Source organism: Priestia sp. VA7, assembly GCF_055710015.1.
In genome coordinates, this window is record NZ_JBVQPN010000003.1 from 15,587 (window position 1) to 28,340 (window position 12,754).

General features: G+C 35.9%; 11 protein-coding genes, 6 tRNA genes, 1 rRNA gene and 2 other RNA genes. 17 read left to right on the forward strand and 3 right to left on the reverse strand.

What is annotated here, in order from left to right; genetic code table 11:
* The first annotated feature begins 227 nt into the window (after nt 1-227).
* From AC0C45_RS12425 to AC0C45_RS12435, 3 genes are all read left to right on the forward strand, one after another.
* Nucleotides 228-1,289: an NAD(P)-dependent alcohol dehydrogenase gene (locus AC0C45_RS12425; protein WP_128820090.1), complete on the forward strand. Its 1,062-nt coding sequence runs from the start codon at nt 228-230 to the stop codon at nt 1,287-1,289.
* Between the two features lie 200 nt (nt 1,290-1,489).
* Nucleotides 1,490-2,884, forward strand: coding sequence for an MFS transporter (locus tag AC0C45_RS12430; protein WP_472928171.1), 1,395 nt, complete (start codon nt 1,490-1,492; stop codon nt 2,882-2,884).
* Between the two features lie 40 nt (nt 2,885-2,924).
* The gene (locus AC0C45_RS12435) at nt 2,925-3,905 is read left to right on the forward strand and encodes a carbohydrate kinase family protein (protein ID WP_472928172.1); all 981 of its coding nucleotides are present in this window, start codon (nt 2,925-2,927) and stop codon (nt 3,903-3,905) included.
* Between the two features lie 314 nt (nt 3,906-4,219).
* Here the strand turns inward: AC0C45_RS12435 and AC0C45_RS12440 are convergent, their stop codons facing one another.
* Nucleotides 4,220-4,603, reverse strand: a complete 384-nt coding sequence (locus AC0C45_RS12440) for a MerR family transcriptional regulator (RefSeq protein ID WP_237892689.1) — start codon at nt 4,601-4,603, stop codon at nt 4,220-4,222.
* Nucleotides 4,604-4,711: 108 nt separating this feature from the next.
* Here AC0C45_RS12440 and AC0C45_RS12445 point away from each other — a divergent pair, with 108 nt between their 5' ends.
* A complete protein-coding gene (locus AC0C45_RS12445; protein WP_034650044.1) occupies nt 4,712-5,101 on the forward strand; it encodes a carboxymuconolactone decarboxylase family protein in 390 nt (129 codons plus the stop codon).
* A 581-nt stretch (nt 5,102-5,682) separates the two neighbouring features.
* Here AC0C45_RS12445 and AC0C45_RS12450 read toward each other — a convergent pair.
* A complete protein-coding gene (locus AC0C45_RS12450) occupies nt 5,683-5,838 on the reverse strand; it encodes a hypothetical protein (RefSeq protein WP_013058266.1) in 156 nt (51 codons plus the stop codon).
* Between the two features lie 356 nt (nt 5,839-6,194).
* On the opposite strand from AC0C45_RS12450, the gene AC0C45_RS12455 reads away from it, so the two are divergent.
* The 12 genes from AC0C45_RS12455 (at nt 6,195) to AC0C45_RS12510 (ending at nt 10,112) form a co-directional block, all read left to right on the forward strand.
* Complete coding sequence (locus AC0C45_RS12455) at nt 6,195-6,455, forward strand: hypothetical protein (protein ID WP_237892688.1); 261 nt, start codon at nt 6,195-6,197, stop codon at nt 6,453-6,455.
* 525 nt (nt 6,456-6,980) lie between these two features.
* The gene (locus tag AC0C45_RS12460; protein ID WP_029714236.1) at nt 6,981-7,160 is read left to right on the forward strand and encodes a small acid-soluble spore protein H; all 180 of its coding nucleotides are present in this window, start codon (nt 6,981-6,983) and stop codon (nt 7,158-7,160) included.
* A gap of 334 nt (nt 7,161-7,494) precedes the next feature.
* A non-coding RNA gene (gene ssrS, locus AC0C45_RS12465) (6S RNA) lies at nt 7,495-7,683 on the forward strand.
* 13 nt (nt 7,684-7,696) lie between these two features.
* Nucleotides 7,697-7,961: signal recognition particle sRNA large type (gene ffs, locus AC0C45_RS12470), an RNA gene on the forward strand.
* Between the two features lie 52 nt (nt 7,962-8,013).
* Nucleotides 8,014-8,129, forward strand: a 5S ribosomal RNA gene (gene rrf / locus AC0C45_RS12475).
* A 125-nt stretch (nt 8,130-8,254) separates the two neighbouring features.
* Nucleotides 8,255-9,106, forward strand: a complete 852-nt coding sequence (locus tag AC0C45_RS12480; protein WP_047931330.1) for a tyrosine-type recombinase/integrase — start codon at nt 8,255-8,257, stop codon at nt 9,104-9,106.
* 340 nt (nt 9,107-9,446) lie between these two features.
* Nucleotides 9,447-9,523: transfer RNA gene (locus tag AC0C45_RS12485), tRNA-Ile, on the forward strand.
* Between the two features lie 15 nt (nt 9,524-9,538).
* A tRNA-Ser gene (locus AC0C45_RS12490) sits at nt 9,539-9,631 on the forward strand.
* An 18-nt stretch (nt 9,632-9,649) separates the two neighbouring features.
* Nucleotides 9,650-9,726: transfer RNA gene (locus AC0C45_RS12495), tRNA-Met, on the forward strand.
* Nucleotides 9,727-9,736: 10 nt separating this feature from the next.
* Nucleotides 9,737-9,821, forward strand: a tRNA-Leu gene (locus AC0C45_RS12500).
* A 9-nt stretch (nt 9,822-9,830) separates the two neighbouring features.
* Nucleotides 9,831-9,907: transfer RNA gene (locus AC0C45_RS12505), tRNA-Arg, on the forward strand.
* A 114-nt stretch (nt 9,908-10,021) separates the two neighbouring features.
* Nucleotides 10,022-10,112: transfer RNA gene (locus AC0C45_RS12510), tRNA-Ser, on the forward strand.
* Nucleotides 10,113-10,456: 344 nt separating this feature from the next.
* Here AC0C45_RS12510 and AC0C45_RS12515 read toward each other — a convergent pair.
* Nucleotides 10,457-11,632: a NupC/NupG family nucleoside CNT transporter gene (locus tag AC0C45_RS12515; protein WP_016765042.1), complete on the reverse strand. Its 1,176-nt coding sequence runs from the start codon at nt 11,630-11,632 to the stop codon at nt 10,457-10,459.
* Between the two features lie 433 nt (nt 11,633-12,065).
* Between AC0C45_RS12515 and AC0C45_RS12520 the strand changes: the two genes are divergently transcribed.
* On the forward strand, nt 12,066-12,731 hold the full coding sequence (locus tag AC0C45_RS12520; RefSeq protein ID WP_016765041.1) for an MOSC domain-containing protein: 666 nt from the start codon (nt 12,066-12,068) through the stop codon (nt 12,729-12,731).
* Nucleotides 12,732-12,754 lie beyond the last annotated feature (23 nt).

The window sequence follows — 12,754 nt, forward strand, 5'->3', positions numbered from 1 at the left end:
GTTACTGTACTTTTAGACAGTATAAAAGGCTATTAATGGTGTGATGTTAGCAGGTAAAATTAGCTCATGTAATAAAAAACTCTAAAATGTATGCACTTACATAATAATAAAAATATATTTAAGGAACAGTCAAGTGCATTAGAAATTTATGAGTTGAAAGTAAATTCATATTTATTTTTACGTTATGGATTTATATAGAATTTCTATTAAAGAAAGGAAAATTATTGATGAATAACAACTTACCTAAAACTATGAAAGCAGCTGTCATGCACGGCACAAGAGAAATCAGTATTGAAACATTGCCTATACCACAAATTGATGAAAATGAAGTTTTAATTAAAGTAATGGCTGTAGGAATTTGTGGCTCAGACTTACATTATTATACCCAGGGTAGAATTGGTAAATACAAAGTAGAAAAACCATTTATCCTTGGACATGAGTGCTCAGGTGAGGTTGTAGCTATTGGATCAGCTGTTGAAAGATTTAGAGTAGGGGATCGAGTAGCCGTTGAACCAGGAGTAACCTGTGGACATTGTGAAGCATGCAAAGAGGGAAGGTACAACCTTTGTCCAGATGTTCAATTCTTAGCAACACCACCAGTTGATGGTGCCTTTGTTCAATATATAAAAATGCGTCAGGATTTTGTCTTTTTAATCCCGGATTCCCTTTCCTATGAAGATGCTGCCTTAATAGAGCCTTTTTCAGTTGGTATCCATGCAGCGACGAGAACAAAACTTCAGCCTGGGTCAACGATTGCGATTATGGGAATGGGACCGGTAGGGTTAATGGCTGTAGCAGCAGCGAAAGCATTTGGAGCAAGTACAATAATAGCAACAGACTTAGAACCATTGCGTCTTGAAGCAGCAAAACGAATGGGGGCAACTCACGTTATTAATATCAGAGAGCAAGATCCTCTTAATGAAATTAAAAATATTACTGAAAACGTAGGCGTTGACGTTGCATGGGAGACTGCAGGGAATCCAAAAGCATTACAATCTTCACTATCTTCAATTCGTCGTGGTGGAAAATTAGCAATCGTAGGTTTACCTTCTCAAAGCGATATTCCACTCGATGTACCATTTATTGCTGATAATGAGATTGATATATATGGTATTTTCCGCTATGCCAACACTTATCCAAAAGGAATTAAATTTCTTACTTCCGGTGCAATTGACACAAAGAATCTTGTAACAGATAGATATCCGTTAGCCGGCACACGTGAAGCGATGGAGCGAGCACTAAATTTTAAAAACGAATGTTTAAAAATTATAGTGTATCCAAACGAATAAAAACATTATACTTGAAAGCTAGATTTCTAGTTGATATTTATGACGAGATTCTTGAACTTTTAATTTTCAGATGCGGAGTTAAAATAAGACATTTGCAACTAAACCGCATCTGTTTTTTCTTTAAGGTAAATGTTTATAATACGGACTTTCTACTAGCTTTCTTAACATATCTTTGAAAACGCATTCTGGAGGTATTACCTATGTTAAACGCAGAACAATCACAAATATTAGAGGCTGAAAGTAAAGGTAAACCTAATTCTATTCCTAGGTTATCCTGGTTAGAACGGTTTGGATATGGATCGGGAGACATGGCATATAATATTGTTTTTCAATTCGTTAATGCCTATCTACTTTTTTATTATACTGATGTCGGAGGTATCCATCCTGCAGCTGTTGCAACGCTATTTTTAGTAGTACGAGTTCTAGATGCTATTTTCGATCCTATAATGGGAGTTATTTTAGATAAAACCAATACCCGTTGGGGAAAAGCAAGACCCTACTTATTATGGGTTTCACTTCCTTTTGCGTTATTTACCATCCTATGTTTTACCAACCCTCACTTAGGGTCAACGGGCAATGTTATATATATGTACATTACCTATATCTTATTAGGGATGACGTTTAGTATGCAAACGATTCCAGTTAATAGCTTAACAGGACGAATTACTAATAATGTTCAGGAACGCACAGTTTTAACAACTACTCGTATGATATTGGTTTATGTAGGAATCCTCCTTTCCATTTCATGCGCAACCCCTCTTGTAACAGCTCTTGGAGGAGGAAATCAAGAATTTGGATTCCAGATGGCTGCGCTAGTCTATGCTGTTGTAAGTATCATTTTAAATCTATTTAGCTTCTTTACAGTACGTGAGCGTATTGTTCCTAAAAAAAGTAAAAAACATGGACTTAAAGTAACTTTATCCGTTTTGTTTAAAAACAAGCCACTACTCGTATTAGTTTCATCTTTCTTAGCATTTGCTATCGGTTTTAATATCAAACTTAGTACAATGGTTTACTATTTCACTTACAATGTTCACCAAAAAGAATTAGTATTTTGGGGCACTGTTTTATTTTTTGGAGCTGCACTAATCAGTAACTTATTTATTCCTTTATTATCCAATAAATGGGGTAGAAAGAGTGTAATGATTGTATCAGCTAGCGTATCTCTTATTTCATATATAGGACTCCAATTTACTTCTTTTGATTCAGTAACTTTAATTTTATTTTGGCTGTTTGCTTCAGGATTTTTCACAACCCCATTAAACACTCTAGCTTGGGGAATGGTCGCGGATTGTGTAGATTATGCGGAATGGAAAACTGGAGTTCGAGCAGATGGCGTTGTTATTTCCTTAATGAGTTTTACTAATAAGTTAGGAGTTGCACTTGCAGGATCATTTTCAGCTATCTATTTAGGCATAGCAGGTTATGTAGCTAATGCAGAACAAACCGTAACTTCCCTAAATGCTATTAAAAATATGAATGCGTTAGTACCAGGAATTTTCATTTTACTTTCTGTATTAATCATATGCTTTTATCCTTTAACTGAAAAAACATACAAGAAAATGATTGTGGATTTGGAGAAAAAATCTAAGTAGGTAATTCAATTTTAAAATTTAGTAAATGAGTGTGATATAAATGCAAAATAAAATAAGCGAAAATGCTCCAGTTGTTTGTGTAGGAGAATTATTAATTGATTTCTTTTGTAGCGATATTGGTTCTAATTTAATAGAAGGACGCCAATTTTTAAAAAGTGCCGGCGGAGCACCAGCAAATGTATGCGCAACCATAGCGAAACTAGGGGGTAATGCATCATTTAGTGGTAAAGTAGGTAAAGACCCATTCGGTTACTTTTTAGAAGAAACCTTAAATTCATTAAACGTAGATACTTCGATGCTTGCTTGGGATGAAAAGGTAGCAACTACCCTAGCCTTTGTGTCACTGCAAGAAAATGGTGAGCGAGACTTTGTGTTCCATAGGGGAGCTGACGCTTTAATGACAATGGAGGACATTGACCTAAATAAAATAAATAAAGCTAAAATCCTTCATTTTGGTTCAGCCACGGCCCTGTTAACTTCTCCATTCCGTGAAACTTATTTAAGCCTTATATCTAGTGCTAGAGAGGACGGGAAATTTATTTCTTTTGATCCTAACTATCGAAGTGATTTATGGAAAGGAAGATTAATTGACTTCATCTCAATCGCAAAGAAAGCTATTGCGTTAAGCGATTTTGTGAAAGTAAGTGAGGAAGAATTAGAGATTATCACAGGCGTTAAGAATCATGAATTAGGTGTGGATACCCTTCATAAAATGGGTGCCAAAATTGTAGCAGTTACACTTGGAAAAAAAGGGACATTCATATCTAATAGTAGAAAAAAAGAACTCGTACAAAGTATCCCTATCAAATCCATTGACTCTACAGGAGCCGGGGATGCTTTTGTAGGTGCAACGTTGTTCAAATTAGCTAATGCACAGAATATCAAATCCATTAAAAATGATTTCGAGCAGCTACTCGACATTATTGCATTTGCAAACCGAGTTGGAGCGCTGGTATGTACAAAGATAGGAGCAATTGAAGCACTGCCAAATATTGAAGAAATAGAAATTACTAGTGTATAAACAGCCTAGCAATACAATAACTAGACATCATTTTATATTAGTCCTATAGCAAAGCCATTTTATACAATATACGCCTTGTCTTTGGCTATAAAAGAAATACCTCAGAGAACGTTAATTTAGTTCAGATTTTCCATATGGAGATCGATATTTACATCTACAGGCTGTTAAGCGTCATACATCTAGTCAAGAAGTTATAGATAGAGTATTAGGTGGGTCTCTATTAAATATATAAATTCAGCACCTTCTATTTGATGTTAGCCTAGGTACTATGAAAAGAACTTGAAAAATGTGTTTCAAGTTCTTTTTTATATTTATTAAGATTGTTGGTTTTCCACTGTCTCTAATTTTTTATAGTGCGCAATTTTTTCTTCAATTCTCTGCGAATTTAACTCTAGTTCCTCTATCTTGCCTAAGACATCTTTATAATGTTCTTCTAACAATTCCTTTCTTGCAGTAATAGTAGAATCTCCTTTCTGTCGCAAATCAGAAAACTGCTTCATTTTAAGTATAGGCATTCCTGTAACACGTAACCGAATTAAAAACTGAATCCAAGCTAGATCAAAATCTGTATATTGCCGATATCCGGTTTGGTCTCTTTGCACATTTTTTATTAATCCAATTTTTTCGTAGTAACGCAAAGTATGTGTAGAAAGACCGGTCATACTTGCTACTTGTTGAATACTGAATAAATTTTCCATATTTATTATTATAACATGAGAAATAAAAGGCTTGCTTTAGAGCGCGCTCTAAAGCGTAATATCTAACTTGTAAATAAAATAACTCAGTTGTAAGGAGAGATTCAGTTGATGAATGAACGTTACGAAAATGGTTGGAAAACGTTAATGGAGGTAGATGGAGAGGGTGGAAAACGAGTAATTGAATCATTAAAAGACATTGCTCCTGACATTGGGAAATATGTCATTGAATTTGCCTTTGGAGATATTTATACAAGAGAAGGACTTAACCTACAGCAAAAACAACTGGTTACAATAAGCGCGCTTACGACACAAGGAGGGTGTGAACCACAATTAAATGTTCATATTAATGCTGCGCTTAATGTAGGTCTCACACCACATGAAATAGTAGAAGCCATTACTCACTGTATTCCATACACTGGCTTTCCTAGAGCGTTAAATGCTATTTTTATTGCTAAACAAGTTTTTACAGAAAGAGAATTAACCGTAACTTTGAAATAAAGGCATATGTGTATAAGGCAAGTCGATTTTAATTGAACTTTTAAACAGAGGTACGTCTTGATTAGGATAAACACAATAAATCGTAGTAGTACTCTGAAAAACACGATTTATGGTATAAGGTTAACCTTAGAATGAATACATTCCTTTTTTATAGGAAGGATCTTAATTGCTTCCTAAAATCAAACTTATATAAAATAAGAAAATATCTCAAAATAATGGCAGAAAAGGAATCCCAAAAGAGGTTACAGAAAAAACTGGAACCTCGATATTAAACTTCTATTCCTTTAAAAGTGTCAATAAGAGAGTTATTCAACTCAATAAACTAAACTGTTTTTCGATAGGGGGAAATTCATAATTACTTGATTTTGAACAGAAGGTTCCAAAAAAATATTCCTTCATTACTTAACGATTATCTAATGTGAGATACTTTTTTTATTTGAATTCTGTTTCCATAATAGAATTCAAATTCTCTTTAGCTTGGTGCCTGTTTTTCGTATAATTCTTCTTCACTCTATAAAAGAAACCTCGGTTCAAGTCATAAATTTGAACTGAGGTTTCTTATTATCTTTGAAAGGTTAAATTTATTTTTTATTTACTTGGCGTCCACTTTTTTTCTGGCTCTGGGAACTTGTGTTGCCAGTTTGAAATTCATTGCCTAATTCGACATCATTTCTTTTATCTTGCTTCTCTACTTGCTCTCTTGTTTGATTCTTTTTCTGTATCCCTTGTTTTGACATTACTTATCTCATCTCGCTTTCATTTAGTATTGTTTTTAATATGTGCAACTATAAGAAAAAACATATAAATTAAATAAATAATTTGTTATTTGCTTCTGAATCAAAGCCCTATTTGCCACTAGGCGAACCCAAGCATATAAACAACCTAGCACATTTTATTTTGCTGCCTACACCTCACCTAATGCAGTAATTACTCTTTTTTAGTTTTAGGGTGAACGGACAAGCTTTATGGGATTAATTTGATTTTGGAATAGGTGAGAATAGTATCGTAAAAGAGACACATAATTAGTAAAACAATTACTGTTGTTTAAAGTGTCAAGAGATGAAGATTTTACTCATTTTTGGAGGAAGTTGTAATGGAGAAAGATCAAACGTTGAAAAACGCGATGAATGAATGGGCACGTGTAACTGAGGATCCCCAAATGTTAATGACTTATGAAGTAAACCAGGAATTCCAAGTAGATGAAAAATTGACATTAAAAAAAGCTGAAAAGCAAGGGGGAAAAAGAGCTGTTAAGAGAGTAGCATTAAGAATGCTGCAAAAAGGTATGGATAATCAAACAATATCTGAATTAACGGAGCTTACAGAAGAAGAGATTGAACAGATTCGTAAATAACGAATGTAAACCGAGGGTAGGAAGGAATAGATCCAAAACAACATTTTATTTTATCACGATAAAAAAAGGGCTACCCCAAAATAGGAAAGAGGTAGCTTGCTCTATTCAAGCAAAAAGTTGAATACATTGGTTGAGTTAAAACAACTACATTATCTTAACATGTATAATTTTTTAGTAAAACGCTATCATTTCCAGTTTTATTACCTAATTTCCTCTGCTAAAATGGAATCATAGGGATGAAGAGAGAAGGGTAGATGAGGCACATGAGTACGAGTCTATTGCTAACTTTAGGGGTTATATTTTTGGCAACTATAGCTATAGCCATTTTAATTAAGATTCCAGAAGAAGATTAAATTGAATAATAAAATAAAAAGCTATCTCAAATTATGAACGAGATAGTTTTTTTACTGCTTTATGTCTCATTTGAAAAATTAAAATTGATTTTGTATGGAGGAATTAAATGCATAAAAATTAATTAAAAACAAATACTTTCACTGTCATAAATAAAAAGGAGGCTAGATAAAGATGGATGCACAAAGAGCACAAGAAATTGCCGATTCAGTGGATATGGCGAATGTAATATATAACGGGAAAAGCATTTACATTGAGCATGTAGACCAACAAAATGGAATAGCTACAATTCATAACCTGGATGAACCAAATAATAAGCAAAGTGTTTCTATATCTGAACTAGCAGAACAATAATTTACTCTTAAAATAAAAAAGCCGCTTTATTTAGGCTTTTTTATTTTTCTGTTATTTTTATCGAGAGAGGATGAGAAGAAAAAATAACCACATCAGAAAAGTGTGGTTAGATCAAGGTTGTATAAAAATCTAATCATAATGAACTTCACTTTTAAGTGGATGACTCAATATAATGAAACGCGACTCCTTATAACTTCCATCTTTCAAAGAAATCCCTTCCCAACAACAGTACATCAATAAAACATTGAGGGTTAGGAGTTATTTTTTCGTTTATGTTGACTTCTACGAAATTTTATTGTAGGATAATCTATATCATCAATAAACACATTAAATACTTATCCTACGATGCACGTTATGCCCTATTTGTTTTGAACCGTACTGTTTATTGGGGGTTCCTACATCTGTTGACTGATGCCATGCCTGTCTTTGAAACAGGATTGCTAGAACGTTAATATGCGGAAACCCACCTGCGAGATCGCGGGTTCACAAAACAGATTGGGAGGACGACATAAGTGGGAATTCCTTAACTATACATACCGTGCTAGACGGGGAGATGGCGGTGCCCTGTAACCTGCAATCCGCCTTAGCAGGGTTTAATTCCTAACAGAGGTATGAGTCAGGTAAGATCTGACTTGGACAAGTGGTGTTGACAACTAGGTCCTGCACAACAGAAACCTATGAACATGGTCAGGTCCGGAAGGAAGCAGCCATAAGTAGATTCTTCTGTGTGTTGCAGCACAGCCCGGTCGAGCTAACTGTACAAGTAACGCTTATTTGATCATGTCAATGACGGGTGCACGGTGTTTTTACTTAGCAATTTTTATTTAGTGTTAAGAAAACTATCTTTAATAGGTCTGGTGGCGATAGCAGAGAGGTCACACCCGTTCCCATATCGAACACGGAAGTTAAGTTCTCTAGCGCCAATGGTAATGGGGACTTTGTCCTCGTGAGAGTAGGACGTTGTCAGGCAAAAAAACAGCCCATCATATCAATGATGGGCTGTTTTTTTGTATATTAATTTCGTTTAAATTGATTTCTACGAAATTAAATGTTATGTTTGACGTAATTTATTAGTGTATGTAGGAGGATTTAGAGTGAAAAAAAATAGCCTAGAAGTTATTCCGTTGATTGATGACTTTAGCCAATGGTTAATAGAATCAGGCAAATCTGATAATACGATTAAAACCTATAGAGCAGTGTTAAACCAATTTCATGAATGGCTTCTAAGTGAAGGTAAACATTTAGATCAAGTAACAAGAAATAATGTCCAAACTTATATGATTAACCTTGAATCTAATAATAAAAGTGCGTCGACTATAGAAAAAGCTTTTGTAACAATTAGCGTTTTTGCACGCTTTCTTGAAAAACCAGAAATTGTTCAAAATATTGAACGTAAACAAAAAGAGAAAAATAACGAGGTTGTACCACAGTCATTAGAAGCAAGTGAGCGTGACCGCCTTTTATCTGAAGTAAAGCAAGAGGGAAACCTTCGTGATATTGCTATTGTATATACTTTATTACATACAGGGATTCGGGTATCAGAGATTTGTGCTTTGAATCGTAAAGACGTAGAGATTAACAAATCTGATGGTTTTTTAATTATCCGTAATGCTAAAGGATGTAAAAAGCGATTTGTTCCTCTTTCTACAGAAGCAAGGAATAGTTTGAAGAAATATATTGATTCACTTGATTCTAATCATGAAGCTTTATTTGTTTCTAATTTTGATAGAAGAATGTCTGCACGTACGGTTCAGTACATGTTAAAAAAATATAATGTAAATCCTCATAAATTACGCCACACTTTCTGTCATGAGTTAGTTAAGAAAGGGATAGATATTGCAACAGTTGCCGAATTAGCAGGCCATTCTGATGTGAATGTTACAAAACGATACCTAAAATCTTCTACAAGAGATTTAGAAAGTGCGATTACGCAAACCTTTTTATAAAAATAAGCTCTGTAACAAGAATCATGATTCTTGTTACAGAGTTTTTTTATTTAGGTGTATGTTCCTACTTAATAATTGCAAAATTAAGTATTAAAACACAAATTACATAGATGTTGACTTCTACGAAATTATAAGGTAAAATAATTTTTGTTGGTAGCGAAACAGATATTAATTATTAAATTACTAGTCCATGTTTCATATGAAGGGGTAGCATACGGATAAATGTAACTGACTATAAATAATTTCCATACTTATTGTTGGCATAGTCAGGGTCTGCAATACCTTTATCACCGGTTCAAATCCGATTGCCGTATCCACATTCTAATAGAGAGCTTAGAAAGGACCTTTAGCTCAGCTGGTTAGAGCAGACGGCTCATAACCGTCCGGTCGTAGGTTCGAGTCCTACAAGGTCCACCATTGACCCTGAAATATGGAGGAATACCCAAGTCTGGCTGAAGGGATCGGTCTTGAAAACCGACAGGGGTGTCAAAGCCCGCGGGGGTTCGAATCCCTCTTCCTCTTCCATTATATCTTTGTTATTATCGCGGGGTGGAGCAGTTCGGTAGCTCGTCGGGCTCATAACCCGAAGGTCGCAGGTTCAAATCCTGTCCCCGCAACCATTTTTCACATGCGGATGTGGCGGAATTGGCAGACGCGCTAGACTTAGGATCTAGTGTCTTATGACGTGGGGGTTCAAGTCCCTTCATCCGCACCATTTTAGGAAGCGCCCGTAGCTCAATTGGATAGAGCGTTTGACTACGGATCAAAAGGTTAGGGGTTCGACTCCTCTCGGGCGCGCCATAAACGGGAAGTAGCTCATTTTGGTAGAGCCCAAGTCTGATAAGCGTGAGGTCGATGGTTCAAGTCCGCTTAGGCCTACTATTATTCCACAGTATCTCAGTGGGAAATCCATACAGAGAAGTACCCAAGTGGCTCAAGGGGCTCCCCTGCTAAGGGAGTAGATCGTTAACGCGATGCGAGGGTTCGAATCCCTTCTTCTCTGCCATTTTATAATTTTATCTGGTCCGTTGACCGAGTGGTCGAGAAATTGTCCTTTTAAAAAGGTAACACGGGTTCGAATCCCGGACGGGTCATTACAAAAAAGGCAGTTTGCTGATAAAGCAAGCTGTCTTTTTTATTGAATAAAAGATATTGCTTTAATCCATTATGTAAAACTAATTTAAATGTTATTAGAATGAAGATAAAAAGCATTTGATAATAGTGCGGATAACTCGGAGTATGGCAACAGAGATATTTAATAAATTTCAACATTGTAGAAACGCTCCAGATATAATCCCAAAAGAACCACCCCCAACAAAAAAGCACTCACTAAAAGTGAGTGCTTTTTCATTAAATAAATAATCCAACCATAATACCTGTTAAAATCGATCCCATTGTCGCGACTAACAGCATCTTCAAGCCGAACTTCGCAACGCGTGAAGCTTGTTCGCCGTTGATTGCTTGGATCGTACCAAGAACGATACCAATTGAGCTGAAGTTGGCAAATGAGATTAAGTAAGCTGATACGATCCCAACCGTTTTTTCAGAAAGGTGAGGCATCATTTTTTGGAAGTCAAGCATGGCAACGAATTCGTTTGCTACTACTTTTGTTCCCATTACGCCGCCGGCTTTCATTAGTTCATCTGCCGGAATACCCATGATAAAGGCAATTGGGTAGAAGATATAGCCTAAAATGTCTTGAACAGTTAATCCGATGACGCCGTTTAATACGTAGTTCACTAATGCTAAAAGACCAACGTACGTTACAAGCATCGCTGCTACGATTAACGCAACGCGTCCGCCGTCTAGTGCTCCGTCGCCGATTGCTTCAAACAGCGTGCCTTGCTTAGCAGGTGCTTTGATATCGACTTCGTTTTCATCTTCTACTTTTACTGGTGCAACGATAGAAGAAACGATTAAGCCAGAGAATACGTTTAGCGGAAGGGCAATTAAGACGTATTCCGCCGGAATCATCTGCATGTATGCGCCTAGAATTGAACAAGAAACGGATACTAATGATGTTGTTGTAACAATAAATAAACGGTTTGGTGTTAAACCTCCGATGTGGTTTTTCACCGCAATTAGCGCCGTTGTATCACCAAAGATCATCGCATTCACGGCTGTGAAGCTTTCAATTTGGGGAAGTCCGGTAATTTTTGAAACAAGTCCTCCGATATATTTGATCCCAAAGGGTAAAATACGAGAGTAGTTTAAAATACTTAATAATGCTGAAACGAATACAATCATAACTAACGTCTGGATAAAGAAAATGCCTTTTCCTGCAAGATCTCCAAACACGAACGAAATTCCGTCGTTACCAAATGATAAGATCTTTGTAAATACACTTGTGATAAAGTCAAGTACCTTGCGACCAATCGATGTATTCATCATAAAAGCAGAGATAGCGAGCTGAATAAGCAGCATAACTGCGATGCCTTTGTAGTTGATAAGTTTCTTGTCGTTTGACATGAGGAACGCAACTGCTAAGACAATTACAATTCCGATAATTCCCATTAAAATTGACATTTACTTTTCTCCTTACATGTACTCTATATTTATAAAAGAGGGACGTACATAGAAATGACTATGTAAATCGGCCTCTATTTTATATAAAAATCAGGACTTTCACGCTAATTTTAGTAAAAATGGGCAAAATTTTTTAGGCCATTAAAAAAATGACGTAATTGTAAAATAATATTTACTATGTGCTAATATGTAAAAAAACATGCAGAGCTGACATAATAACTTATATTTCGACAGCCTCTACTATCTTAAATCATTTCGAACAAAAGAAAAAGAGGAAATGAAGATATTTTTAATATAATTGTGAAATATTTTTTAAACTTTCATGATATTGCCAAGATTTTAGTGGAATATACGAAAAATAAGAGATCTATCTTTAAAATGTGGTAAAATATGACGTAATTAGTAAGGGAAAATGGGGAAGGGAGAGATACAAATGAATCAACGTAAAATAATTCATTTAGCAACCGGCATGCCTGAACAAATGGCATACAGTCCCGGCAAAGAAATACGTACAGGCATATGCAAGAAGCAAGTAGACGAAACGTTTTTAGCCAAAGAAGGATTTCAAGGCGACGGCGTAGCGGACTTAAGGTATCACGGCGGACGGGATCGTGCGGTGTGCGTGTATCCGTATGAACACTACAAAAAATGGAACGAAGAGTTTGATACGGAGCTGCCAATGTCTGCGTTTGGAGAAAATCTTGTGCTATCAGGCATGGTTGAAAAAGACGTATGCATTGGAGACGTTTATCAAGTAGGAGACGCCGTTATTCAAGTGACGCAAGGTCGAAATCCATGTGACACGATTACAAAAAGAACGGGCGTTAAAGGAATTTTAAAACGAATGATTGAGACAAGCTATACGGGCTATCTTTGCCGCGTGTTAAAAGAAGGTACGATTACGCAAGATGCGGAAGTGAAGTTAATTCAAGCTCATCCAGATCAAGTATCCGTGTGGTTCACACTTGATTTATATTTCCACCGTTCAAAAGATGTAGAAGGAATGCAGCGTGCTTTAGAAGTGGCTGAGCTAGCTGAAGACTGGAAGCATAAATTTCAAACGCGTATTGAAAAGGCGCTTTCAGTAGCGCAGCGATAAAAAGTAAATGCCCTCTAATCGTT